The following is a 25715-nucleotide window of genomic DNA, read 5'->3' as shown; positions in this document are numbered from 1 at the left end:
TTCCTTCTGGGACGGGCATCACGGGCGTTACGGGAGTGGGACGCCATTGCGCAGCAGAACGTCCAAGGCCCGCTGCGCGAGCACTCTGGCGGAGTCGGCCATCAGGAAGTCCTGGACGACGGTCTCCTTGATCCGTCCTGGAATCGGAGGGCCGCCGTCGATGGAGTACGTGTTGGTGCCCGCCCAGTACACGGCGTGCACGGTCCGTCCGTTGTACGAGCATTCGTACGAGATCATCCCGGCGTTGGGGACGCCGCCGGAGTAGCAGTCCGGGGTCATCTCCCGGATGAGGTATTCCAGCCCTTGCCGGAAGTAGGGCCGTTGAGCCCGCGCCAGATTCGTACCCTCGTCCGCGTCGACCATGAGGTAAGCGGCGTTGAGCTCCGTGAACAGCACGATCATCGCCTTGCCCACGTCGTTGAGCGCGGCGTCCGAGTCCTTGACCGTAGCCAGGTGCGCCTTCGCCGAGTACGCCGCGTCGTGCATGCTGTTGATCGCCGCGCCGGCGAGCCACGGCACCCGCAGCAACTCGGCCTTTGTCAGGGCCGCCTCGGCCTTGGCGCGGAGCTCGTTGGTGGTTTCAATGTTGAGCCGCCCGAGCACGTCGGTCTTCGCCCCGTTGACAGCGCCGATGACCTGCTGGATGAGCTCATTGATCTCAGCCGGGGTGTACCTGCCGTCACTGCCCTTGTCGTAGGCGCTGATGAGGATGTTGACGAACACCCAGTAGCTGCCGTTGCTGTCACTGGCCTTCGCCGGCGTCGGGGTCCCCGACAGGGTCACGGCCAGAGCCAGCGCGACGGCGGCGATGCCGCGCAGCAGCGGTCTCGCCGCCCGCACTCCGATTCTTCGCATCGTTGCCTCCTCCTACCGCGCCGCGCGCAGCGTCGGGATGGCCCGAAGCGCGGTCGCGTGGCTGATGTCGTCCATGCAAGCAACGGCGCAGCAGCGGGCGTGTGGCCGTGACCTTCCCGTTACCAACATTGCCCAATCACGCAACCGGTCCGCTCGCCCGCTTCAAGCGGGCCTTGGACGCGCCAGGTCAGGAGCATGTCGGGTCTGGCGGGCCGGTTGCCCGGCATAGCCGGTCGAGGTGGTGACGTCGCCGCGCGCCACATGGCCCCGGTTGAGGCTGCTTCTGCCCGCGGCACGCCAACCTGCGTCCCGCCCACCGCCTCCTGGGCGGTCCAGGACCGGCCGCCTCGACCCCAGCTATGAAACAGGCGCTAGTGTCCTGAGTCGTTGGTTCGTTGGTAGATTGATGGTATGGGTGATGGTCGTGGTCCGAAGTTGGCGGAGCTGACGCTGACCGCTGAGGAGCGGGACGTGTTGCTGGGCTGGGCCCGTCGGGCCAAGACGGCGCAGGCGTTGGCGTTGCGGGCGCGGATCGTATTGGCGTGTGCGGATGGCCTGTCCAACAGTGAGGTGTCACGGCGGCTCGGGACATCGCTGCCGACGGTCGGGAAGTGGCGGCAGCGGTTCGTCGCCAACCGGCTGGCGGGGTTGCAGGACGAGCCACGTCCCGGCGCGCCGCGGAAGATCACCGATGCGCAGGTCGAGACGGTCATCGTCAAGACGCTCGAATCGGCGCCGTCCGATCAGGACAGTCACTGGTCGACCCGGTCGATGGCGCGGGCCACCGGGCTCAGTCAGACGGCCGTGTCACGGATCTGGCGGGCGTTCGGGCTCAAGCCCCATCTGGTGGACACCTGGAAACTGTCCACCGACCCACTGTTCATCGACAAGGTCCGTGACGTGGTCGGACTGTACCTCGACCCGCCGGACAAAGCGATGGTCCTCGCCGTTGACGAAAAATCCCAGATGCAGGCGCTCGACCGGACCGCGCCGATGCTGCCGATGCTGCCGATGCTGCCGATGATGCCGGGCGTGCCCGAGCGGCGCACCCATGACTACGTCCGGCACGGCACCACCAGCCTGTTCGCCGCGTTGGACATCGCCACCGGCAAGGTGATCGGCCAGCATCAGCGCCGGCACCGCCACCAGGAGTTCCTGCGGTTCCTGCGCACCATCGACACCAACACCCCACCGGACCTGGACCTGCACCTGATCTGCGACAACTACGCCACCCACAAGACCCCGGCGATCCGCGCCTGGCTGGCCGCGCACCCCCGCTTCCACCTGCACTTCACACCAACCTCCGCCAGTTGGCTCAACCTCGTCGAACGCTGGTTCGCCGAACTGACCAACCGCAAGCTGCGCCGCTCCACCCACCGCAGCGTCAAGGAACTCGAAGACGACGTCAACGCCTGGATCGCGGCCTGGAACAAGGACCCGAAACCTTTCGTCTGGGCCAAAACCGCCGACGAGATCCTCGACAACCTCGCCAACTACTGCACCCGGATCAATAAAACTTCTAACGACTCAGGACACTAGACGCAGGTGCCGCAGAAGCCGTCCTTCAGCGGCTCGCTGACCTGGCCCGGCGTCGTGTCGATGACAGCCGGCGGGGGCGGCGGGGCGAACGGTCTGCCGGTGGCCCCAACGGTCATCGTGCCGCTGGCGCTGGCTGTCGCCGATGGCGCGGCGAGCGCCAATGCCGCCACGATCAGACGCATCCACAATGGTCGGTTCATCGGACCCCCTCCATCGCCGCGGACCCGGTGCCCGGCGGCTCGATCAGGCTCAGCGCGCCGACGGCGAGCCCGAGCCGGAAGCGGTTTTCGACGCCCAGCCGGTCCATCAGGGCGCGGAGCGTGTTTGACACCGTCCGCCGGCTGATCCGCATCGCCCGCGCGGCGCTCGCGTCGGTATGCCCCTGCGCGAGCAGCCTCAGCAGGTCCCGTTCCCGTTCGCTGAGCGTTATCCGTGGCACGCCGTGCTCCTGCCGGGCCAGGGCCGCCTCCCACTGCCGCTGAAAGAGCGCGACCAGCGCGGCGACGACCGCCTCCTGGGTGATCTCAAGGTAGCCGTGGTCAAGGTCGTCCGGACTGACCGGAAGGAACGCCGTGCGGCGGTCCATGACGATCAGCTTCACCGGCGTCTCGGTCGCCTGCCGGTACTCCGGCCGCAGGTCGTCCTCCTGCCGGCCGTGCGCGACCAGCGGGTCCTCCGCGTCCGCCGGCAATGCGCCCAGCACGCGCATGCGTACGCCACGAGTGAGCAGCGCGCGATCCATCGGCACCGCCGAGCGGGCGGACTCGGCCTCGTACGCGCGCTCCGGCTGCATCGCCAGGTGCTCGTGCCGTACGGCCCCGACGAGCTCGGCCAGCCGGGCCCGGGTCAGCTCCCGGCTCGGCAGGTGTCGCATACCGTCGTCGAGCGGCACCGTACCGGGCAGGACCTCGTGGAGCGGCATGGACCGGCGGGCGGCCCGGGCGCTGGCGTGCCGCCGCTCGCGTAGCGCCGGCATCAAGCTGCTGGGCTTCATCGGCGTCCACTGGAGTGTCCGGCGACCGTTGCCCGCCCGGTGGTCGACCGCACCCGCCGAGAGCAGCTCGTCGAGGCCGCGGGCGACCCGGTGCCGGGACATTCCGAGGCCGCGCTCGAGCTGCCCGGCCGTCTGCGAGCCGAACATCAGCATGCAGCGGAAGATGAGATCCGCGTCCGGAGACAGCCCCCAGACCGACAACGAAGGCGCCTGGGGACCGAGCACGACGCGGTCAGTCGGACGCGCCTGCCCAGGTCTCGACCTCGTTGCGCCGCCATGACCAGCCACTGCGTGATCGCGCATCCCGCGTCTCCTGCCCCGTGTGACCGCGCCTGAGCCCGACCCTCCGGCCAGGCCCCTGCGTCAGGATCGCGTCTCCCGCCGGGCGTGGGTATCCGTGAAACTACGGAATCTGTCGAGCCCCGCCTATCCTTGGCCCAGCAGTGAGTCTGGGGAGGCGCCGTGGCTGCGGATGGGCCGCTCGTCGGCCGTGACGCCCAGCTTGCGGCGCTGGACGGGGCCGTGGCGGCCGTGGCCGGCGGCGGGTTCGCGGCGGTCAAGCTGTGTGGTGAGTCGGGCATCGGTAAGACCCGTATGCTGCGTGCGCTGGAGCAGCGGGCGGCAGCCGCCGGCCTGCTGGTCTGCACGGGCCAGGCTACCGAGTTCGAGCAGGATGTGCCCTTCGCGGCGTACGCGGAGGCGCTCCAGCCACTCCTGCACGGGCGGGGCGCCAGAGAGGAAGGCGACGCCGTGTCGCGTGCGGTCAACTGCCACGGGGCCGCCGGCTCGGCCTCGTCGGTAGACCGGGCGCGCATCTATTCAGGGGTACGACGGCTGCTCGACGGTGCCCGCCCGCCCGGCGTCGCGTTGCTCCTCGACGACCTGCACTGGGCCGACTCCCCGTCGCTAGAGCTGACCGAGTACCTGATCCGCAAGCCCCCGCGGCGGCCGACGCTGGTGGCGGTCGCCTTCCGCACCGAGCAGCCGCCGTCCGGTGTGGTCGACGCGATCGCGCACATCGGTCCGGCCGCTACCCAGATCAGCCTGCCGCACCTCGGGCCGGCCGACGTCGACGCACTCCTGCCGGAGGTGCCGCGCCGCCGCAGAGCACTGATCGTGCGTGCCAGCGGCGGCAATCCGCTCTACGTCCAGGCCCTGTCCCGGCTCCGCGACGACACACTCGCCGCGCTCGTGGACGACCACGACCTCGACGCCTCGGAGAGCCAAATCCTCACCGGGCTCGTCACCGACATCGCCGATCTCGACGAACGGCTTCGGCTCGTCGCGTACGCGGCGGCGGTCGCCGGTGCCCACGCGCCGATCGACCTCGTCGCGTACGTGGCCGAACTGCCGACCAGGGCGGTCATCGCCGGCGCCGACCGGCTGCACCGACGCGGGCTGATCGACGTCGACGGCGGCCTGCTGCGGTTCCGCCATCCGCTGGTACGCGCCGCCGCTCACGAGCTGGCCGGCCCGGCGTGGCGGGTCGCCGCTCACGCCCGCGCGGCGGCGCACCTACGGGCGCATCGCGGATCGCTTCAGGTGGTGGCGCACCACATCGCGCGCTCGGCCCAGCCTGGTGACGAAGCCGCCGCCGAGGTGCTGATCGAGGCGGGGCTGGCCTTCACGTACAGCGCGCCCGCTCAGGCCGCCCGCTGGCTCGGCATGGCGCTGCGCCTGCTGCCGGATCCCGACAGCCTCGGTGACCGGCGGCCGACCGTGTTGTTGCAGTACGCCCGCACACTGGGCCTCGGCGGCGATCTGGGGGGCAGCCGGGAGGTACTGCGCGAGCTGGCGCACGTCGGCGAGCCCGTACGCACCGAGGCGGCGGCCTTCCGCGCGGTCGTCGCCCGTCTTCGTGGCGACATAGACGAGGCGGCGACGCTGCTCACCGCGGAGCTGGACGGCGAGCGGCTACCCGCGACGGCCGGGGGGAAGCTGCACGTGGAACTCGCCGCGATCGGGGCGCTCCGCGAAGACGGCGAGGCGACGCTGCGCCACGCGGAGCGCGCACTCGTCCTGTTCGGCGACGACCGGCCGGCGCTCGCCGCCGCGGCCCGGGCGCTGCAAGCCTTCGGCAGCCTTCAGGACGGCGACGTCGCCGGCGCTCGACACCACGCCGCCGCAGCGGCCAAGCTGGCGGACGCCGCGACCAGCCCGTCGCTGCGCCCGCACGTCGAGCTGCTCGGCCCGCTGGCGTGGGTCCACATGCAACTGGGCGACGTCGACGCGGCCGCCCGGTGGCTCGACCGGGCGGCGGAGGTCGTGGAGAGCACTCGCGATAGCAGTGCGCTGCCGTACCTGCTGGTCGTGCGGGCCGCGTTGCAGACCCGGCTCGGGCACCTGGAGCCGGCCATCCAGCTTACCGAGGAGGCCGCGGCTGCGGCCGGCCGGATCGGCAGCGTTGAGATGCGGGCCATGGCGGAGGCGGTGTCGCTGCGCCCGCTGCTGTGGACCGCCGGACCGTCCGCCACCATCGCCGCCGCCGACCGCCTCGCCGCGACCGGCCGGCCACGTTCCCGGATGTGGTGGCGCGTCGCGCAGGTCAGCCTCGCCATCGCACACCTGGCCGCCGGTAAGACCGGACCGTGCCTGGAAATCGTCTCCGGCCCGCCGGAGTCGTGGCCGACCGGGCCGCCGACCGCCGTGCCGCGCGACGCCTTGCGCGCCGTCGCACTGGCCCGGTCGGGCGACATCGGCGGCGCTGGACGGTTTGCCAACCGGGCCGGATCGCTGGCTGACGCCGCAGGGCTCCCCTACGAAATCGGCTGGGCGACCTGTGCTCGCGCGTACGTGGCCGCCCAGGCCCGCCGCTTCGACGAGGCCGGCACGCTGGCCGACCAGGCCGCTGACCGGCTCGCCACCGCCGAGGCGCCCATCGAGGCGGCACTCTCGCGGCACCTGGCCGGCATCACGCACACGCGCGGCGGCCGGCCCGGACGTGCCCGGGACGCCTTGCGGCGCGCGCGGGACGACTACGAGGCGTGCGGCGCGACCTGGCTCCTGTCGGTGCTCGACCGGCATCAGGCCGAAGCCCCGCCCCGCGTGGCGCTCTCCGCACGCGAGCGTGAGATAGCCGAGCTGGTACGGGCCGGCCTGACCAACCAGGAGATCGCGTCCCGCCTCTTCCTCAGCCGCCGCACGGTTGAGTCGCACCTGTCGCGCGTTTTCGCCAAGCTGGGCGTACGCTCGCGCACCGCCATGGCCGGCCGGGTCGCCGCCGAGTTCGGAGCCGAGCCGCCGGACTGAGCGGACCTCTGATTCACATATTTTGCCGACTACGAGGGTTTACAGTAAGGCGGGTCACCGAGGAGTGCCGGTAGTGTGGACACGGTGGGTCTGTAGGTGCCGATCGATCATCTGCCCTGTTCAAGCGGCATGTCGGTAGTCGTGAAGGGTGCCGCCGAGCCGATCTTGTCGATGGACGTTCAGGCGCCGAATTCGCCCTGGCTCGGGGATCGGTTCGAGCAGTGGGCGCAGCGGAGCGGCTTGATCCAGGGTCCGGGTGCCCGTTGGCGAGCGGAGGCACACTCGTGTCAGCGTTGCGGCCGTTCCGCGCCGGCGCGTTCCCCCCTCTGGAAGCGGCACGTCGAGAGGTATCGCGGCCGGGCGTTGGATACTCGTGGATAGGATGCCCACCGTGCCCGTGTCTCGGAAGCGAAAAAAGAAGGCCCAGTCCGGCAGCCGGTCCTCCCGCCAGCCGGTAGTCTCGCCGCGCGGCGGGTCCGCAGGAGCCGGCGTCTTCGGTGAGCTGTTCGAGCATCGGCACAAGCTTGCCGAGCATCGCACCGCGCTGGCCGGGGATGCGGCCGGGGCGCTGATCGACGCGTTGATCGCGAGTGCCCCTGGGCGGTCCGACGACGATCTCGAAGACGACTTGTGCATTCGCTACGGCGCGGCGATGGCCTCCTTCGAGGGCGGCTCCGTGGAGGGCATCGTCAATCCGGAGGACTTCGTCGGTGCGTTGTTGTCGGCGCTCGACGAGCGGTTCCACAAGCCGGCGGAGGCTGGTGCGGACATTGCCGTTCTCCAGCGGCTGCTGGCTGTCGTCGCCGGTGTGTTGCCGTTCCCGCTCAGCGAGTCAGCGAGTGATCTGATCTCCGCGCATCTGGATGCCCCCACGGCGAAGCGGGTCGCGCGCGGGCATGCCGTGACCGGTTCCGTGTTGTGGGCGCGCGATGTCTACGGCACCCGTTGGGCGGTGGTCGCGCCGTTCACGTCGGTCGCCGGCCCGGATCGCTGGTATCTGTGGGATGTGGACACCTGCGGCTACGAAGTGCTCACCGTGCACAGTGGCTTCCATGCTTCGGCCGAGTCCGCGGTGGCCGCTTGGCGGGAGTCGGTCGGGCAGGTCGCGGCGGGTGGGGCGGTCCTGACGGCGGTGGAGGACTCGGAGACGCTCGACGCCCTGCTGCGGGGCGAGGTCGAGGGGATACGGATCGGCGGGGAGGGCGAGGAGCAGTATGCCGAGTTCCTGCGCAGCCGGCGGCTCGGCGGGACGGCGCGGAAGGCGGTGCGCCGGATGCGTGGGCGAGCTTTCGTACGGTTGACAGCCACCGACGCCAAGGCGCAGTTCGCCAAGCGACTTCGGCAGCTTGACTATCACGGTGGGATCATCGGCGAAGGTGACGACGCCGGTCCTGTCGGCCCCGACGAACTTGCCGAGGAACTGGCCGAGTCCTGGTCCCCGAGGGATCACCCCACGCTCTATCCGTTTTGCTCGCCGCACAAGGTCGCGGTGGCCGTGCTGCACCTGCGGGACTTCTACCAGGAAGACTTCGCCGCCGAACTCGTCGCACTGCTGCCCGAATGGATCCGCTTCCTGGCGGAGCACACCGCAATGTCGGCGGAGTTGACTGAGCGCTGCCTCGCGTACGCGTCGGGCGAGCTCCCGTTCCCCGGAATTCTCGACGACCGAGGACGATCGAATCCCATGGCACGGGTGGCCGAGTAACGGTGGCTACGATCTTCCCACGCGACCGGTTCGCGAGCCTTCTGGGCGGGGCCGCAGATGCGGGGTCATTCAGCGCGCGACGCACCGCGCGTCCCGACGACCTTCGGCTGGAGGTCACCGACATCGGCCCGATCACCCTGCCCGTATCGGTCCGGCAGGCGAAAGAGCTCTGCCTGATCGGTAGGCCGGCCCGGTTCGGCAAGGGCGAGCAGACGCTGCTGGACGCGAAGGTCCGCGACACGTGGCAGGTCCCGAAGAGCCGTGTGAAGATCGACAAGCGGCGGTGGAACGTCACGCTGCGGCACGTCCTCGAGCGCCTGCGTGCCGACCTCGGCCTTCCCGAGGGATGCGAGCTGACGGCCGAGTTCCACGCGATGCTGGTGTACGCGCCCGGCCAGTTCTTCGCTCCACACCAGGACTCGGAGAAGGCCGACGGCATGATCGGGACTCTTGTCGTCACGCTGCCCTCGGCAGCCACGGGCGGTGTCCTCGTGGTCGAGCACGCCGGCCAGACCGCGACGTACCGGTCATCGAAGGAATCACTGTCGTTCGTGGCCTTCTACGCCGACTGCCGTCACCACGTCCGGCCGGTCACGTCGGGCTACCGGGTTGTGCTGACGTACAACCTGCTGCTCAAAGGTGACTCGGTCGCTGCGGCTGCCGGCCGGACCGACCCTCGCCTGACGGCCGAACTGGCCGAGTGCCTCAACCAGCACTTCGGCGATTCGGACGAGCCTGCGCGCCTGGTTTACCTGCTCGATCACGAATACACCCAGCGTGGGCTGGGGTGGGCCCGCCTCAAGGGAGACGACGCCAGCCGCGCCGCGCTGGTACGGGCAGCGGCACTCGCCGCCGACTGCGAGGTGGCCCTGGCGTTGGCGGAGGTGCACGAGCAGTGGATCGCCGAGGACGCCGAACCAAACGGCCGGTACTGGGACGACGATGACGGAGATGAGACGGAGGAGGATGGGGACTACGAACTGCAGGAGCTCATCGAGTCGACGACCAGCCTCGACTGCTGGCTGGATGAGGGTGACGAGGCCACGCCCACCTCATTGATCGTCTACGACGACGAAGTATGCGCGACGACACCGACGGCGGACCTGTCGCCACACGCCTCGTCGTACGAGGGCTACCTGGGTAACTACGGCAACACCCTGGAGCGCTGGTACCGCAGAGCGGCAATCGTGGTTTGGCCGCGCAGGTGGGCCTTCGCGATCCGTGCGCAGGCCTCGCCCATGTGGGCACTCGATCGGCTCGCCGACCTGGTCCGGGCGGGCGATGTGGCCGAGGCCCGCGACGCGGCCGCCATGCTCGCCCCCTTCTGGAGCGTGGTGGCGAAGGCGAACGCCGAGCAGATGCTGGGCAAGGCGCTCACGGTCGCCCACGACCTGGATGAGCCCGGCACCGCGGCCATGTTGCTCACGCCGTTCCAGATCGAGATGCTGGGCCGCTCCCATGCCGCGGCGCTCGCCCGGGTCGCCGTGCGCTACGGCGATTCCTGGACCCGCGAACTGGTCGACGTCTGGTTCGGCCGCGATCGACCGGCGTACCTGGCATCGCAGCAACAGCGGGCGGTGTGGCTGGAGTCCCTGCCGGCCGTATGCGACGCGTTGTGTGAGACGCCCGAAGACGGTGTGTCGGTGGGCCGACTGCTGTCCGCCGCCGCCTGGACCCCGCTGCGGGAATCGGTGGACAGGACGCTGCGATACCCCGCTCCGAGCCACCGGCACGCGGCATTGAGTGAACTCGGGCCGGCCGTCGCCGGTCTGCTGCTGAGCACGGCGAACCTCGCGGCGGCGGACCTACGCGACGAGATGGTCGCCTTCCTGAGCGTCGACAACGACGATCTGCTCGTGTGCGCCATGTCCGCGCTCCGCGCAGCCCACACGGCCAGCCGCGCTACCCGCGCCGCCGCAGGACTTGACGTCGTTTCGCGCCATTGCGCCGCGCGGCTTGCGACTCGGTTGGCCCGGCCGATCCGGTCCGCTGACGATTGGTCGATCGAGTTGCCGGCGGGCTGCCACTGCGAACTGTGCCAGACCCTGGACGCGTTCCTCACCGACAAGGCGCGGCGCTCCTTCGAGTGGCCGCTGGCAGAACAACGGCGCCGGCATGTCCACGCCCGGATCGACCAGCACGAGTTGCCGGTACGCCATCAAACCCGACGTAGCGGACGACCCTACACCCTGGTATTGACCAAGACGGAGGCGCTCTTCGCCCGCGAGCGAGAGGCCCGCCAGCGCGACCAGACCGACCTCGCCTGGCTCGACAGAACCTCCGACGCCCGGTGAACACGCCCGGGTAACAGGCTAGAAGCGGGATGTGCAGTGCCGAAGCCGGTAGGTGAAGTAGCCGTCCCAGGGTGGCGGCGTGCTGCCGCTGCCGGGTTCGGTGGCGAAGTAGACGTCGACCCCGGAATAGTCTTGCGGACTCTGGTAGGCGAGCCCGCCGTACACGCCGCGGACGAGTCCCGAGTTGTGGTTCCAGTGGTATCCGGTCTGCCTGCTGGTGATCTGGCCGACGACCGTCCAGGTGCCGCCGCCGGACCAGATGCTCGCTCCGGCTATCCGATCGATCTCAACGTTGACCTGGACTTCGTTGCCGTACTGGGCGCCGGTGTCCCGGGAGATGACGAAGGAGTCCCGGCTCGGGTCATAGGCCCAGGAGGCATTGTGCAGAAACCGTCCGGAGTTGGGCAGGAACGGCTCGGGAGTCAGCCCGGCCGTGGTGACGAACGACCTGGAGCCGAGAACCGGCGCGTTGGCGTTGCTGAGGTCCAGCGTGCGGACGGCGGTGCCCCGGTTGTCGATCTTGCAGGCCGGATCGGGCGCATCCAGAGCCGCGCAGTCGAGTCCGCTGTAGAACAGCAGGAGGTGGCCCTGCTGGTTGACGCTGGTCGCGCTGGGCTGGCCGACCCCGTACCCGGCGGGGTTGTAGTCCGGCTCGTCGATGTCGATGATCGGGCGGGCGACGATGGCCCATGGCCCCAGCGGTGAGTTGGCGAGCGCCACGCCCACCACGTTGAACCGCCCGTCCACGCCGTGGTCGTCGTTGTCCGCGCCGGTGAAGAACATCGCCCAGGTATAGGTCGCCGGGCTCTGGCCAGGCGCGGCGTAGCTGAAACTGCCCTTGACCACTTCCGGGTCGCAAATGTGGTACGCGGCCCAGCTCGGTGTCGACGGATTGTAGTTGGCGTCGCCCGGCTTCAGCCGCGGCCGTAGCGCCACCCGGGTGGCACCCCAACTGTACGACCCGTCCGGCCGACGGGTGCCCACGTTGAACAGCACACGGTCGTGAGTCGCCGTAACGGCGTTTCCCTTGCTGCGGTCGTACGCGACCGTGTTGGCGCAGTAGTAGATGACTCGCTGCGTACTCGTCGTCTGCACAATGGACGGTGCGTACTGGTAATAGCCGGCGGTGTCATAGCCGGACTTGCCGGGGTAAACCCCATTGGGCAGTGGTACGCCCGACGACGAGACCGTCGGTGTCCACGCGGACGCCGCAGGCGTGGCGACCGTGGCGGCGAGCAGACTGGCGGCGGCGAGGATCATCAGGCCACGGGCGCGTGACACACCCGTCATCCACATCGAATGAGCCATCGACAGATGCTAGCGTGCCGCACGCTGGGTGCCGGCAGGGGACCGCAACCCATGATCATGAAAGCGAGCGGCATGGCGGCGGATCGCGCCGTAACGCCAACCTGGTGCGACAACGTTCACATCGATCGACCGCATCCCATACCGTCAAGGACGTCGGCGGTCGATCGAGCGTTGGGAGGCCATGATGGTGGCGATCGTGCACCCGCAATGGTGTGTGGGCGAGGTCGGAGGTTGTACCGGTCCGTCGCATCGATCCGCCGGGGTCGTCGTACCCGGCGATGAGATCTCGGGTGTGGAGGTCGCGGCGTCGTTGTGGCGGAGCAACGGCGGCCGGGACTTCGTGCAACTGATGGTGACGCCGGTGCCTGACGACGCGCTGCGCCGGGAGCTGGCCGGCATCCTCGCCGGCGTGGTCGCGCCGGAGCGTGCTGACGGCGTGGCTGGGCCGGGGAACGGCGGGTCGCCGGTGGTCTACCAGCATCATGATGATCCGGAGCTGATCATTGAGTCGCATCCGCATGACTTGACCCTCGACCAGGCTGAGGTGCTCCACCGGGCGCTGGGCCGGCTCCTCGGCCAGGCGCGCAACGCCATCCAGATGGCCGGCAACGCTGCGCAGTAGGCCGGTCGGCCCACGATCGTCAGCAAGGAGAGCGACGAGCTCATCCGGCAGCACTGCAAGATTCGCGCCGCGGGTCAAGTCGTAGTGCTTGTCGACCACGCGGTCATCGGTCGGGTCGCGGACGGCGCCGGTCGCCGAGGAGGGATCTGGAGAGCGAGATCGGTGTGGATCGCTGAGCAGGGTGGCACGGAGAATGATTATGGTCGATAGTATCAGGATGCGTGCGGGCCCCGGTCTCCTTGCTCATCGCGATTTCCGGCAGCTCCTCTTCGCCGTCTCGATCAGTCAGGTCGGGAGCCAGATCGGTCTGGTCGCGTTGCCGCTCGTCGCGGTGATCACGCTGCGGGCGTCCGCGTTGGAGGTCGGTCTGCTCGCCGCCTGTGAGACGGCGGCGTTCCTGCTCATCGGGTTGGCGGCGGGGGCCTGGGTCGATCGGTTGCGGCGGCGTGACGTGCTGATCGTCGGCGACCTCGGGCGCGCTGTGGTGCTGGGCTCCGTGCCGGTCGCCTGGCTGGCCGGCGTGCTGACGATGCCCCAGCTATACGTCGTCGGCCTCGTCGCGGGTGTGCTGACGGTCTTCTTCGACGTGGCGTACCAGAGCTATCTGCCCTTTCTGGTCAGCAAGGAGCATCTAGTCGACGGCAACGCCAAGCTCGAGGTGGTTCACTCCGGCGCCCAGCTCGGCGGGCCGCCGCTCGGGGGCGTGCTGGTACAGGCGTTCACCGCGCCCTTCGCCGTGGCCGTCGACGCGCTGAGTTTCCTGGCTTCGGCGTTGTTCCTGGGGTTCGTCCGCCGTCGCGAGCCGGTGCCGCCCAAGCCGCCGCGGGGGCAGTTGGGTCGGGAGGTGCTGGAGGGGATCAGGTTCGTGCTGGGCCACCGGTTGCTGCGCGCGATCGCGATGACGACGGGGACGACGAACCTGTTCAGCGCGGGGTTTCAGGCGATGCTGCTGCTCTATCTCGCGCGTGAGCTCGGGCTGTCCCCGGGCGTCATCGGGCTGTTCATGGCGACGTTCGGCATCGGGGCGCTGCTCGGCGCGTTGGCCATCAAGCCGGTGGTGGGCCTGCTCGGGCAGGGACCCGCGCTGGTGATCTCGGTGCTGATCTCGGGTCTGATGGTGTTCCTGATCCCGCTGGCGCAGCCGGGCTGGTTGCTCTGGCTGGCGGGTGCGGCGAGCGTCGTCGACGGCACGTGCATCGTCATCTACAACGTCACGCAGGTGAGCTTCCGCCAGAGCGTGACGCCGGAGCGGTTGCTGGGCCGGATGAACGCCACGATGCGGTTCGTGGTGTGGGGCACGATGCCGCTGGGGGCGATCCTAGGTGGCGCCCTGGGCGGCTGGCTCGGCGTCCGCGAGGCGATGTGGATCGGGTGCGCCGGCATGCTACTGGCCGTCCTGCCGGTCGCGCTGTCACCGCTGCGCTCCATGCGCGTGCTCGAAGAGGAACCCGCGACGCGCTGATGCGCTAGTTGCCGTCGCCGTCGAGCTGGTCGAGGCGAAGGCTGGTGCATCGCTCGCCGTTGGTCGGCCAGAAATCCACCGCGCAGGCGGTGAGCACGAGCGTGATGTCACGCAGGGCGCGCAGCCGGACGCGATCGCCGGGGCGGGTGATCGCCGCGTGCACGGCGATGCGCCCGTCGGCGTCGGGCGCCGAGTTCTGGAAGAGGTTGACCGGATCCGGTACCGCGGGCAGGGTGACCCCGGCCTGCCCGGCGGCGGCGACGAAGTTGTCGGCGCAGTTCGGATGCTGCGGCGAGCCTTCCCGGGCGTACAGCGCCGGATTGCAGGCGGGGAAGAGCATGTCGTGGAGTCCCGGCGAGGTGTCGGCGACCAGCTCCAGGATCGGCTGATACCGCTGGTCGACGAAGCTCTGACCGACGCGCGGGAAGAGCTGCTCGAGGGTGTCCCGGGTGTGGCTGGTGGACAGCCATCGCCGTGGGTCGGCGACGTCTATGGCCCACAGATCGCCGACCTGACTTCCCTCCACGTCGACGACTTCGACGAGGCCGCCCGCGCGCACGGCGATCGCCCTGCCGCAGCTCGGTGGTATCAGCGTCGAACTCACGAGATCACAACAGTCGAACTCACGAGATCACAATATCAGTCGCGAAATAGACCGAAATTCATGAGCTTGACAGTCCGTTGGTGCGGTTCTAGCCTGACGAAGCCCGTCGATATATGCACGCCACGGGAACGGGGGAACGGTTGAGTATTCATCCAGCGCGTGCCGATACATTTCCGGAACTGATTGCGGCGGCCAACCGCACCGAGGTCGAATTCGATCGTGAGACCGTGCTGACCGAGCTGCTCGACGCGGCGGCGGACCGGTTCGGCGACCTGCCCGCGCTCCGCGACACCGAGGGTGTCGTGCGCAGCCACGGTGCGCTGCGCGCCGAAACCGTCCGGCTGGCACAGGCGCTCGCGGCCCTGGGCGCCGGGCCCGGCAAACCGGTTGCGATCCTCGGTGACCACCTGCCTGGTTCGATCGCGGCGATCATCGCGGTGGTGCGGTGCGGGGCGTTCTACGTTCCGCTGGACGGGCGCTGGCCCGTCAGCCGTGCCGTCGCCGTGATCGAGTCGCTGGCCGTCGAAACCCTGATCGTTGCTGAAGAGTTCACCCGGACCGGGTTCGAGTTGGCCTACGAGGTCCCGGCGATCCGGCACGTCCTGGTGACCGGATCGGCGCAGCGGACGGGTGAGGCCGCGGTCGATCCCGAAATCGCACGGACGTGGGAAAGCATCACGGCGTTCGCCGATCCGCTCGAGGCGGCGGGATTCAACCTCGACCGCGACGGCTTCCGTTACGACGCCCGTCAGGTCGGCGACTACGCCACCCATGTCCGCGGCCTCGTCATGGACCACTATCGCGCCGGCGATGCGGTGGTGGAGATCGGGACGGGCAGCGGCCTGATCGCCCGCGAGCTGGCGCCCCGCGTGTCGCGGCTGCTGGCGAGCGACCCCGCGGCCGGGGCGATGAGCAGGCTCGAGGCGTATTCGCGCGATCGCGGCCTGCCGGTGAGCACGGTCGCGGCCTACGCGCACGAGATGACGCCGCACATCGCGGCGATGGACGACGTGGGCGTCGTCCTGCTGTCCAGCGTGGTGCAGTACTTCCCCGGGCCGGACTATCTGCGCGGCGTGCTGCATGACCTGCTGACCGCGCTGAGACCGGGCGCCACGCTGGTCATCGCCGACCTCGTCGAGCCGTCGTCCGGGCAGTTCCCCGGCAGCCTGCGCCTGCCGCGCCGGTGGTGGGAGGCCCTGCGGCAGCAGTATCCGGGCCTCGACGTGCGGGTGTGCCCGCGTGACGGCACAGCGCTGGACAGTCCGCTGCGGCACCGCTACGACGTGCTCATCACAGTGCCGGAAACCGTCGCCGCACAACGGCCTTCGCCGCCCCTGGGATCGGGTGAACGGCCGCTGCGATCGACCGACCTGTCCGGCGGCGAGAGCGTCGCCTTGCCGCGCCCGGACGCCGGCGATCTGGCCTATGTCATCACCACGTCCGGGTCGACGGGGGAGCCGAAGCTCGTCGCGGTCACCCATCGCAGCGTCGTCAACCTCGTGCGGTGGTTCAACCGCCGCCACGAGGTGACCCCCGACGACGTCGTGCTCCAGATGGCGGCGCTGACCTTCGACCTTTCCGTCTACGACATTTTCGGCGTCCTCGCGGCCGGCGGCAGCATCCTGCTGCAGCCGAGTGCGCGCCTGGCCGAGCCAGAGTCGGTCGTGGACACGTTGCTGGACCACGGCGTCACGCTCTGGAACTCGGCGCCCGCGGCGTTCACCGCGCTGCTGCCGTTCCTGCGCCGGCGCCCGCCGGCCGGGCGCGACCGGATGCGGCGGGTCTTCCTGAGCGGCGACTGGGTCCCGTTGAGCACCCACGCCAGTGTGGCCCGGGAGTTTCCGAGGGCCACGCTGGTGGCGCTGGGTGGCGCGACGGAGGCGTGCGTGTGGTCGAACGACTTCGTCGTCTCCGGCATCGAACCGCACTGGGCGAGCATCCCCTACGGCCATCCGATGGACAATGCCCGCTACTACGTGCTGCGCGAGGACGGCAGCCCGTGCGAGGTCGGCGAGCCGGGTGAGCTCCACATCGCCGGCACCTGCGTCGCGGCCGGGTACCTCAACGACGCCGAGCTGACGCGGCAGCGCTTCCTGCCCGACCCGTGGTGGTCCGGACCCGACGCACGCATGTACCGCACCGGCGACCGGGCGAAGTGGACGGCCGACGGCTGGGTGGAGTTCCTGGGGCGCCTCGACCGGCAGGTGAAGATCCACGGGTATCGCATCGAGCTCGGCGAGATCGAACAGGCCGCCCGTGAGCTCCCCGGCGTGCATGAGGCGTTCGCCATGACCTACGGGGACCCGAAGGAGCCGGACCTGGGCATGGTGGTCCGCGCCGAGGCATCGCTCTCGGAGGGGACGCTGCGCGGGCACCTGCGGGCGCATCTGCCGCAGTACGCGGTCCCCAGCCTGGTGCGGGTGGTGGACACCCTGCCGGTGGCCGGCACCGGCAAGGTGGACCGGGCGGCGCTGACCGGCCTGCTGACCGCGACGCCACGCGTCGAGGCCGGGGAAGAGGCTGCGGAAGACGACGAGGCGGTCGCGCGGATGACCGGCCTCTGGTCGGAGGTGTTCGGCCGCAGGCTCGGCGCGCGCGACGACTTCTTCGCCTCGGGCGGCACGTCGCTCCTCGCCGGGCGGCTCGCCGCCCGCCTCTCCGACGTCTACGACGTTCACCTGCCCGTCGCGGCCGTCTACGAGGCCGGGACCCCGAGGGCGCTCGCCGCGCGCATCGGCCACGTCACCGACACCGAGCCGCTCGCCCTCGCGGCCCAGCCGATCTCGGGGCACGACGACGATCCCGCACCGCTGGCGTTGCAGCAGGAGGTGATCTGGTACATCGAGCAGATGGATCCGGGCACCGTGGGCTACAACTGCATCGCTCGCGTGGACATCCGCGGGCCGCTCGACCGGGCCCGGTTCCGCGAGGCGCTCACGGCGGTCACCGCGAGGCATCCGGCCCTGCGGACCAGATATCTGGCCAACGCCGACGGTGCGCTGGAGCAGTGGGTGCGCGACGAGTCCGAGGTGAGCTTCGAGTTCGTCGAGGCATCCTCCGGCGTGGACGAGATCGTGCGCCAGGCCGGACGGCACGTCTTCGACCTGGAGCGCGAGCCCCTGATCCGGTGGACGCTCATCCGCCGGGGCGAGGACGATCACGTGCTGGCACAGGTGGAGCACCATTTCCCGCACGACGGATGGTCGTTGTGGATGGTGCTGCACGGCATCTCGAAGGCGTACACCAGTCTGGGCGCTGGGCGGACTCCAGATCTCGGCAGCGACCGGACGTCCTATGCGGACTACTGCCGCTGGCAGGCCGAGTGGGTCCGCGGCCCGCAGGCCAAGCAGCAGATCGACCACTGGCTCGACGAACTCGGCTCCGTGGACGAGCCGCTGCGGTGGCCGTTCGAATCACGGCGGGAGCCCCGGTTCCCGTACCGCGGCGACACGCACGAGCTGGTCCTGCCCGCCGATCTCCAGCACCGAGTGGACACGTTCGCCCAGCGCGCCGGCGCCACCCCGTTCGCGGTGCTCAAGGCGGCGTACGTGGCGCTCATCGGCCATGTCTGCGATGCGCCGAGCCCGATCATCGGCGGGGCGCTGCGGAATCGTCGTCTGGCGGGCGTCGAGCGTACCGTGGGAATGTTCGTCAACACCTGTGCGTGGGGCTTCCCCGGCTGGCGGTCGAGCACCTTCGAGCGGCTGTGCCGGGAGGTGACCCACCGGCTGGCGGCCGGCATGGACAATCAGGAGATCCCGTTCGCGCTCGTGGCCAGCCGGCTGCGCACGCCGTACGACAGGTCGCGGAATCCGGTGTTCCAGACCAGTTTCTCCATGAACGACTGGCCGGACACGACGTTGGACCTCGGCGACGGCATCGAAGCGTCGGTGTCGTTCCCCAGCAACGGCGCCGCGAAGTTCGACATCGACATCATCGTGATTCCGGAGCCGGACGGCACGCGCATGCTCTGGCGGTACAGCGAACCCCTGTTCACCACCGAGGACGCGCGTGCCCTGGCGGAGCAGTACCTCGACCTGCTCGACCGGGCGATGGCCGCGCCGGACGTCGCCCTCGGCCCGCTCGCGAACGGATCCCGTCATGGCTAGCGTCGACACGGCCCTGATCGAGCGCACCGTGACCAGCTTCGGCGGGGTCCGGGACGCCGTCGCGGCGAAGGTGAGCGACATCAGCGGGGACGACGGCCTGGTGGTGTGGATGGAGCCGGAGCCGGACGCACCGCCGATCGACTACCGGTCGCTGCGGGCGTTCCTCCTGGAGCAACTGCCCCGGGACAGCGTTCCGCGCCGGCTGGTGCCGCTCGAGCACCTTCCCCGCGACGCGGACGGCCGGCCGGACCGCGGCAAGCTGCTGACGCCGTCCTGGATCTCCGCGTCGGTGCACTCGTTGCGCCTGCTGCCGGACTCGGTGGAGAGCCGCATCGCCGGGCTGTGGGCCGAGGTGCTGCCCGCCACCGACATCGAGGTGGACGAGAACTTCTTTGACCTCGGCGGCTCGTCGCACGCGGCCGTGCTCATGCTGGCCAGGTGCGAAGCCGAGTTCGACGCGGCTCTGCCGATGCAGAACTTCTTCGAACGGCCGACCATCGAACACCTCGCCGAACTGCTCCGGGACGGGGTCCCCCACACCTGCATGCTGCAAGTCGGCGCCGGGCCGAAGCGGCCATTCATCTGCGTGTATCCGGGCACGGGCGTCCAGGGTTTGCGTCTGCTGTCGCGCAGTGACCCGGACCGCCCGTTTCTGACGATCACCCCGCACGGCTACAGCGGCACCGCGCCGCCGATCGACTCGTTCGACGAGCTGATCGAGCACTACCTCGCCGAGATTCTCGCGGTGCAACCGCACGGCCCGTACCACCTGGGCGGCCACTGCGCGAGCGCGATCGTCGCCTACGAGATCGCGTCCCGTCTCGCCGCGCGCGGCGAGACGATCGCCACGTTCCTGGCCATCAAGGCCGCGCCGGGATTCGACCTCGCCAAGGCCAAGGGCCCGGAGTTCTTCCTGCTCGACGAGTTGTTCGCGAGCGCCGCCGAGGGGAGCGCCGCGAAGCGGATCGAGGCGTTCGTCCTCGCCGAGGCCGAGGAACTGCGTTCCCCGCAGCGGCAGGCGGCCGCCCTGGCCCGGATGCGCCCGATGGTCGCGGACCTGCATCGCGAGTTGCTGGACACCGCGGCGCTCGCCTCCGACCACGGGTTCGAGCGGTTCGCGGGCCTGGTCGACTCGTGGGCGTGGTACCTGGTGACGGCCGGCGGCCACCGCTGCGAGCCGTCCGCATTCCCGGTCGACGTGATCGCCTATCACGGCGACCGCCGCGACCTCACCGCGGCGTGGTCGCGGACCTCGGGGCATGTCGCCACCGCGCACCTGTTCGACAGCGACGAGCCGTTCGAGGCGCCCGAATTCGCGCGGTGGCTGACCGCATTGCTCGACGAGCGTGACAGCCGAAGCTAACCCAGCGGGGTGAAGTCCCGCGCTGCGAGGAACTCGGGGCGGCGGGCCGGCGCCGAAAAGGGCTCGGACAGCGCGTTTTCCACGCTGTTGAACACCACGAACAAACTCTGCCGGGGAAACGGGGTGATGTTTCCGGTGGACCCGTGCATGAGATTGCTGTCGAACACGATCGCGGTGCCGGGCCGGGCAAGGCACTGCACCACCCCGCCCAGCTCGGCGAGCCGGCTCAGGGTCTGCTGGCTCGGCAGGCCGATCTCCTGGCGCACCAGCGAGGTGCGGTAGTTGGCCTCCGGTGTCTCGCCGGTGCACGACACGAACGTGCGATGCGAACCCGGGATCACCATCAGCGGGCCGTTGATGGGCAAGTTCTCGGTCAGGGCGAGCACGACGCTGAGCGCGCGCGGCGTCGGCATGCCGTCCTCCGCGTGCCAGGTCTCGAAGTCGGAGTGCCAGTAGAAGTCCGTGCCGTCGAAGCCCGGCTTCAGGTTGACGCGCGTCTGGTGGACGTACACCTCCGAACCGAGGATCTGCGCCGCGCGGCCGGTCAACCGGGTATCGCCGATCAGTCGCCGGAAGAACTCGCTGATCCGGTGGATCTCGAAGATCGACTTGAGCTGGGTGGAACCGGGTTCCCAGATGAAGCGGGGGTCCTCGCGGTTGCCCTCCAGCGCCACGAGATGCTCGAGCTCACCGAGCGCCTCGCCGACGACCTGCCGGTCGAACAGCTCCTCAAGCACGAGGTAGCCGTCGGTGTCGTACCGCTTGAGCTGCTCCGGCTCCAGCGGGCCGTGCTCGCCGAAGACCACGGGGTCCGGGCGCGGCAGCAGCGTCTCCACGGAGCTGACCCTCGTCTGGTACGGATCTGCGGTCACGGCAGCAAAACCCTTTCTGGTGTGGACCGGATCGACTGGAGGAGGTGACCGGCTCTCGCGGCCAGCTCATGGAACCGGCGTAGCGTCGGCGCGAAGATGATGCTGCTGAGCCTGCCCGTGGCAAGGCCGGTCAGCTCACACGGCACGAACCCTTCCGTACCGTCGCGGGGCGCGCACACCACCTCGTCGAGCGCGCCGAGGACGGCCCGCAGCGAAACGCCCGGCGGCAGGCCGTAGTAGTCGTAGTGGCCGATGGTCATCCGCGACTGGTAGTCGGCGCCGAAGAACTCCAGCCCGAAGTCGTGCAGGTGGGTGGAGCCGGTGCGGCGAGCGTTGAGGTCCAGCATGGCGAGCGTGCCGTCGGGCCGCGCGACGGCGTCGATGCCGAAGTGGCCCCGGTACCCCTGGTCGCGCAGTTGCGCGGCGAGCACCGAGGCGCTGGCGACGAAGCCGCCGTACCACGGCTCCAGCCGCAGCTCGGCCGACGTGACGTTGCCGAGCACCTGCGTGGGTTCGCCGAACAGCATGTGGCAGACGTGCGTCAGGTACGGCTCCCGCCCTGCCTCGACGACGAACTCCACCGACGGGAACACCACACCCTCGCCGTGCACCCACTCCTCGACGACGATCGGTTCGTCCCGGGCGAAGTACGGGCTGCGCCGCAGCACGGTCGGCAACTCGGCGGCCTGCGCGGCCGTCCGGACGATGAGCAGGCCCACGCTCGCCTCGCCGCGATCCGGCTTCACGATGCAGGGCCGCCCCTCGGCGAGCATGCGGCCGGCGACCTCGACGGCCTCGGCGATCCCGGCACAGACGGCGCCCTCGGCGATGCCGGCCTTGGCGCGCGCCAGACCGCGGCCCTCCACCAGCGACCGCAGGCCGCTCTTGGTGTCGGCGAGATCGCGCAGCCGCTGGTCGGGGGAGCTCTCCGGCAGCTCGATGTCGATGCTGAGCCGCGCGGAGGCGGCCTCGGCGAAGTCCCACAGCTCGGCGGTGGTGGTGTGTGGGATCAGCCGGATGCGGCGGCGCTCGCCCGCGTGGTCCAGCAGCGCGCGCATCAGCGGCTCGTCGGCGAGGATGTCGCGGAACAGGTTGCCGGTCAGTGGTCGCGGGCTCAGGTTCGACACCTGCGGCAACCCGAGGAAGTCGCACTGCCAGGCGAGCTCCGCGATCGGCACCTCGGTGATGATCAGCTTGTCGGTCGGCCGCCAGAAGAGGGCCTGGTCCTGTTGGGCGAACGCCTCGGCCAGGGCGGCCCGGCGCCCGGCAGGCCCGGCCGCCCGGCCCGCCAGCGCCCACAGGGTGTCGACGGCGTTGGCCACGCAAACCGTGGGTGTACCGTGCTCGCTCATCGCAGCACCCCGTGCCCGACGCGGACGAGCTCGCAGATGTTGTGCACCACGTGCCCGAACAGTGACTCGCCCGCTTCGGCGCTGGCCAGCTCCGACGAGGACAGCGCACCCTGGTGCGACAACTGCCTGTGGTCGGCCGGATGCAGGTACACGCCGGGGTGCGGCGGGGTGTCGTGCACCGGCCGGACCGGCGTCACCAGCTCGGGGCGTAGGTGCAGCATGAGACTCGTCTCGGTGAAGCCCGCGTGCTCGGCGTGCCAGCCGGGGAATTTGGGCACATGCTCGCTCAGCCAGGTCTCGTGCACCAGGCTCCACCAGCTAAAGGCGAACACTTCCGCGGAGCCCAGCGCGCCTGCGGTACGGCACAGGTCGAGCGCCTCGTAGATCAGCGCCTCGTTCTCGTAGTGGCCGTTGATGACGACCAGGCGACCCGGGCGCAGGTCCATGAGCGAGGCCACGGCGTCGCGGAGGTACTCGACCAGGACGGCTCCCCGCACGTACACCGTGCCGGGAAAACTCAGCCCGCCACCGCTCTGCGGCAGCGACCGGGCGGCGATGGAGTGCACCGGCACCAGGTATCCGCCGAGCCGGGCGGCGACCGCGCGGGCCAGCGCCTGCGGGATGTCGATGTCGACGGACAGCGGCAGGTGCGGGCCGTGCTGCTCGATCGTGCCGATCGGCCAGACCAGCGTGGCGCCGCGCACCTGCGCGCCGGCCTCGGCACTGGTCAGGTCCGTGAAGGACCGCGCGGCCGTCATCGGTCCGCCTTGACGAGGCTGCGCCCGATGACCTGGCGCGCATCGGTGTGCCGTTCAGCCAGCCACGCGTGGAAGCCGTCGCAGATCGCCCGCAACGTCTCGTACATGTTCTGGTGCAGTGCCGAGTAGACCTGCACCACGTCGGCGCCGATGCTGAGGTACTCGACGACATCGGTTCCGGTCTGCACCCCGCCGGAGGCCATGACAGGCACGTCGATCCCGCGTTTGCGCATCGAGAAGATCTCGGCGAGGACGATGGGCTTGAGGCCCGCGCCGGAGTAGCCGAACGCGCCGCCCAGCGCCACCTCCCCGGTCTGCGGATCGACCGCGAGACCCGGGATGGTGTCGCTGAGCGTCACCGCGTCCGCGCCCGCACGGACGGCGGCATTGACGCGCGCCGCAGTGCCACCGTCGACGGCGAGCTTCACGATGATCGGAATCGACACCCGGCGGCGCACCGCGTCGGTGTAGGCGAACACCCGCTGCGGGGAGTCCTCGAAGCCCTCCTCGTTGAGGCACGAGATCCCGAGCTCCAGCGCCCGGCAGCCGGTCGCGGCGACCGCCTCGGACAGGTCGCCGAGCTCGGCGGGGGAGTCGGCGTGGATCGAGGCGATGACGCTCAGATCGTCGCGGTCGGCGGCACGAAGCACCTCGCACCAGTGCTCCACCGATCGGCGTGAGTACGTGGTGCTGTTGAGCATGCCGGTCGCGATGCGGACCACCTGCTCGTTCCCGCCGCGCGGGGGGTTGGGATGAATCGTCTTGGTGATCACGCCACCGGCGCCGCACTCGAGCAGGCGGCGGATGTTGCGCTCCTGGTCGGTGAGCAGTCCCGAGCCCACGATGATGGGTGAGGACAACGCCAGGCCCAGGAAGTCGACCCGCGAGTCCACGCCGCTGTTCATTCCCCTTGCCTCCTCACGGCCGCGTGGGCGCGCTGTGCACGTCGTCGAGCATTTCGAGCAGCGTCTGTGGCTTGACCATCACGTCGTCGATGTCGAGGAACGAGACCGTGGCGATCGTGTGCAACCCGCGGAGCAGGTGGCTGCCGTGGTGCACGACTCCGCTGTCGGTGAGCACCACGATGGGTTTGCCGAGTGCCGAAGCCCAGCCCAATTCGACGTGCGTGCCGTCGGTGCGCATGATGCTGTCCGTGCGGTTGGAGGGCAGGATCGGCACGAAGACGTCGCAGCGCTGCATCCAGTTGAAGTCGCGCTCCGTGACGTCTTCAGGGCTGAACTCCGTGGCGCTCTCGCCGAACTCTTCGGTCCGATGCGCCGAGAAGACATCGCCGCGCGCGTCGCTGACCACCCCGGCGACGCGGTCGATGACCTCGCGCAAGGCACCGGCGGACTGTCCGTGCGGGAAGGCGTGCTGAATCGGCCCGCCGATGAGCACCTTCAACCCTCGTAGGTCTGTCCGACCCGCTGACATGGCATTTCCCCTCTCGCCCTAGAGGCACGGCTGGCCACTCAGTAGCTGGACGCGACCGAGTCGTTCAGGTTGTGCTTCTCCGTCCCGACCAGGGGCGGGTTGAAAATGCTCAGCAACACGAGGTCGTCGTCCTCGTCGGCGCACAGGTAGTGCGGCTGGTGGTCGTTCAGGATGTAGATGACCCCCGGCCGGAGCCGGTGCCGTGTGCCTGAGACCTCGCGCACCCAGCCCAGGCCCGAGATGCAGTAGCAGGACTCGAGATGGTTGCGGTACTGCAGGAAAGACGTCGTGCCGGCGCTCACGACCGTGTGGCAGACGGTGTAGCCGACATTGTCGGCGGCGGTAACGAGGCGGTAGCTCTTACCGTTTCCCCAGTCGACGTCTCGCTCGGTACCGCGGATCTGTTCGACATCGCGGACGAGCATCAAAACCTCCCATGGCGTGTCGGTTCCGGTACTTCGCCCCCTCGGACGGTCGGCTCCAGCCAGGCCGTCGCCAGCCGGGCCAGTTCGGCGCTGATCGCGCCGGGTTCGTCCGGTGCGGGCAGGCGCGACACCGCACCGGTCGTGGCCTTCTCCCACTGCTCCACCACGGTTGCGGGGTCCGCGGCGACGCCCGCCGGTGGCAGCACACACACGGGGAAGCCCACGGGCACCCCCAGCCACCGATAGGTCTCCACCAGCTCGAGGTCGGCGCGCAGCACCTTCTCGAAGAGCGCGAAGACCCTCCGGTCGGCGGTCAGTTCGGCGCTGACCAGGTTGGTGGAGCGCAGCCGCGACCACAGGTCGTCGGTGGGCAGGTCGTGCAGCGGCCGGCGGGCCGTACGGGCCTGCGGTGCCACCTGCTTGAGGACGGCGAGCATCCTCGGCGCCGTACCCTTGGCCTCGAGAAACCGGCCGATCTCGTAGGCGCCGAACGCTCCACCGCAGTCGCCGAGCAGCAGGAACGGGCGGCCGTGGGCGGCGGCGTGGGCGGCGAGGCGGGGCCCGAGGTCGGCGACGAGATCTTCCATCCGCCGCGGAGCCGGTTCGGTGTACCGGTTCTCCCGCCCGGCCGGCCGCAGCGTGAACACGCGCAACCAGCTCGGGGCATGCCGGGGCAGCCAGGCATGCGTCCGCGGGCCCGCCGCGACCGGCGGGAGGGAGTAGAGCACGACGTCCGGCACTCCGTCCCCCGCCTGATGATCGCTGATCCA

At 69.9% G+C, this 25715-nt stretch carries 20 protein-coding genes; 8 read left to right on the top strand and 12 right to left on the bottom strand.

Going from position 1 to position 25715, the window contains the following annotated elements; all coding sequences use genetic code 11:
- Nucleotides 1-27: 27 nt before the first annotated feature.
- Entirely contained in the window at nucleotides 28-855 is an 828-nt protein-coding gene (locus Drose_RS35315; protein WP_260725543.1) for a hypothetical protein, read from the bottom strand.
- Nucleotides 856-1266: 411 nt separating this feature from the next.
- Here Drose_RS35315 and Drose_RS35310 point away from each other — a divergent pair, with 411 nt between their 5' ends.
- On the top strand, nucleotides 1267-2394 hold the full coding sequence (locus Drose_RS35310) for an IS630 family transposase (protein WP_260725542.1): 1128 nt from the start codon (nucleotides 1267-1269) through the stop codon (nucleotides 2392-2394).
- Here Drose_RS35310 and Drose_RS35305 read toward each other — a convergent pair.
- Nucleotides 2391-2594: a hypothetical protein gene (locus tag Drose_RS35305; RefSeq protein ID WP_260725541.1), complete on the bottom strand. Its 204-nt coding sequence runs from the start codon at nucleotides 2592-2594 to the stop codon at nucleotides 2391-2393. The two genes, Drose_RS35310 and Drose_RS35305, sit on opposite strands and share 4 nt — an antisense overlap.
- A complete protein-coding gene (locus Drose_RS35300; RefSeq protein ID WP_260725540.1) occupies nucleotides 2591-3541 on the bottom strand; it encodes a helix-turn-helix transcriptional regulator in 951 nt (316 codons plus the stop codon). The genes Drose_RS35305 and Drose_RS35300 overlap by 4 nt, the downstream gene beginning before the upstream one ends.
- 309 nt (nucleotides 3542-3850) lie before the next feature.
- Between Drose_RS35300 and Drose_RS35295 the strand changes: the two genes are divergently transcribed.
- From Drose_RS35295 to Drose_RS35285, 3 genes are all read left to right on the top strand, one after another.
- Nucleotides 3851-6637, top strand: coding sequence for an ATP-binding protein (locus Drose_RS35295; protein WP_260725539.1), 2787 nt, complete (start codon nucleotides 3851-3853; stop codon nucleotides 6635-6637).
- 391 nt (nucleotides 6638-7028) lie between these two features.
- A complete protein-coding gene (locus Drose_RS35290) occupies nucleotides 7029-8342 on the top strand; it encodes a hypothetical protein (RefSeq protein ID WP_260725538.1) in 1314 nt (437 codons plus the stop codon).
- 2 nt (nucleotides 8343-8344) lie between these two features.
- A complete protein-coding gene (locus Drose_RS35285) occupies nucleotides 8345-10636 on the top strand; it encodes a 2OG-Fe(II) oxygenase (RefSeq protein WP_260725537.1) in 2292 nt (763 codons plus the stop codon).
- Between the two features lie 18 nt (nucleotides 10637-10654).
- Here Drose_RS35285 and Drose_RS35280 read toward each other — a convergent pair whose 3' ends face one another.
- Nucleotides 10655-11944 (bottom strand): glycoside hydrolase family protein, encoded by a 1290-nt coding sequence (locus tag Drose_RS35280; protein WP_260725536.1) that lies wholly within the window; start codon nucleotides 11942-11944, stop codon nucleotides 10655-10657.
- A gap of 292 nt (nucleotides 11945-12236) precedes the next feature.
- Here Drose_RS35280 and Drose_RS35275 point away from each other — a divergent pair, with 292 nt between their 5' ends.
- Both Drose_RS35275 and Drose_RS35270 read left to right on the top strand, forming a co-directional pair.
- On the top strand, nucleotides 12237-12566 hold the full coding sequence (locus tag Drose_RS35275) for a hypothetical protein (RefSeq protein WP_260725535.1): 330 nt from the start codon (nucleotides 12237-12239) through the stop codon (nucleotides 12564-12566).
- A 217-nt stretch (nucleotides 12567-12783) separates the two neighbouring features.
- Nucleotides 12784-14028, top strand: a complete 1245-nt coding sequence (locus tag Drose_RS35270) for an MFS transporter (RefSeq protein WP_260725534.1) — start codon at nucleotides 12784-12786, stop codon at nucleotides 14026-14028.
- A 4-nt stretch (nucleotides 14029-14032) separates the two neighbouring features.
- On the opposite strand, the gene Drose_RS35265 is transcribed toward Drose_RS35270, so the two are convergent.
- Nucleotides 14033-14632 carry an urea carboxylase-associated family protein gene (locus Drose_RS35265; RefSeq protein WP_260725533.1) on the bottom strand — a complete coding sequence of 200 codons (600 nt, stop codon included), beginning with the start codon at nucleotides 14630-14632 and terminating at the stop codon, nucleotides 14033-14035.
- A 227-nt stretch (nucleotides 14633-14859) separates the two neighbouring features.
- Here Drose_RS35265 and Drose_RS35260 point away from each other — a divergent pair, with 227 nt between their 5' ends.
- Entirely contained in the window at nucleotides 14860-18741 is a 3882-nt protein-coding gene (locus tag Drose_RS35260; RefSeq protein WP_260725532.1) for an amino acid adenylation domain-containing protein, read from the top strand.
- A complete protein-coding gene (locus Drose_RS35255; RefSeq protein ID WP_260725531.1) occupies nucleotides 18734-20104 on the top strand; it encodes a thioesterase domain-containing protein in 1371 nt (456 codons plus the stop codon). Before Drose_RS35260 ends, Drose_RS35255 begins: the two co-directional genes overlap by 8 nt.
- Here Drose_RS35255 and thpD read toward each other — a convergent pair.
- The 7 genes from thpD to Drose_RS35220 form a co-directional block, all read right to left on the bottom strand.
- The gene (gene thpD, locus Drose_RS35250; RefSeq protein WP_260725530.1) at nucleotides 20101-20976 is read right to left on the bottom strand and encodes an ectoine hydroxylase; all 876 of its coding nucleotides are present in this window, start codon (nucleotides 20974-20976) and stop codon (nucleotides 20101-20103) included. The genes Drose_RS35255 and thpD overlap by 4 nt on opposite strands.
- Nucleotides 20973-22328, bottom strand: coding sequence for an ATP-grasp domain-containing protein (locus tag Drose_RS35245; RefSeq protein WP_260725529.1), 1356 nt, complete (start codon nucleotides 22326-22328; stop codon nucleotides 20973-20975). Before Drose_RS35245 ends, thpD begins: the two co-directional genes overlap by 4 nt.
- Nucleotides 22325-23086, bottom strand: coding sequence for a creatininase family protein (locus Drose_RS35240; RefSeq protein WP_260725528.1), 762 nt, complete (start codon nucleotides 23084-23086; stop codon nucleotides 22325-22327). The genes Drose_RS35245 and Drose_RS35240 overlap by 4 nt, the downstream gene beginning before the upstream one ends.
- Nucleotides 23083-23991, bottom strand: coding sequence for a beta/alpha barrel domain-containing protein (locus Drose_RS35235; RefSeq protein WP_260725527.1), 909 nt, complete (start codon nucleotides 23989-23991; stop codon nucleotides 23083-23085). The genes Drose_RS35240 and Drose_RS35235 overlap by 4 nt, the downstream gene beginning before the upstream one ends.
- Before the next feature lie 13 nt (nucleotides 23992-24004).
- A complete protein-coding gene (locus Drose_RS35230; protein WP_260729929.1) occupies nucleotides 24005-24484 on the bottom strand; it encodes a nucleoside 2-deoxyribosyltransferase in 480 nt (159 codons plus the stop codon).
- A gap of 74 nt (nucleotides 24485-24558) precedes the next feature.
- The gene (locus Drose_RS35225) at nucleotides 24559-24945 is read right to left on the bottom strand and encodes an ectoine synthase (protein ID WP_260725526.1); all 387 of its coding nucleotides are present in this window, start codon (nucleotides 24943-24945) and stop codon (nucleotides 24559-24561) included.
- The gene (locus Drose_RS35220) at nucleotides 24945-25673 is read right to left on the bottom strand and encodes a thioesterase II family protein (protein WP_260725525.1); all 729 of its coding nucleotides are present in this window, start codon (nucleotides 25671-25673) and stop codon (nucleotides 24945-24947) included. The genes Drose_RS35225 and Drose_RS35220 overlap by 1 nt, the downstream gene beginning before the upstream one ends.
- Between the last annotated feature and the right edge of the window lie 42 nt (nucleotides 25674-25715).

This window comes from Dactylosporangium roseum (assembly GCF_025264685.1).
GTDB lineage: Bacteria > Actinomycetota > Actinomycetes > Mycobacteriales > Micromonosporaceae > Dactylosporangium > Dactylosporangium roseum.
The sequence above is the reverse complement of the archived record's forward strand: the minus strand, read 5'-3'. Positions and strand labels throughout refer to the sequence as shown.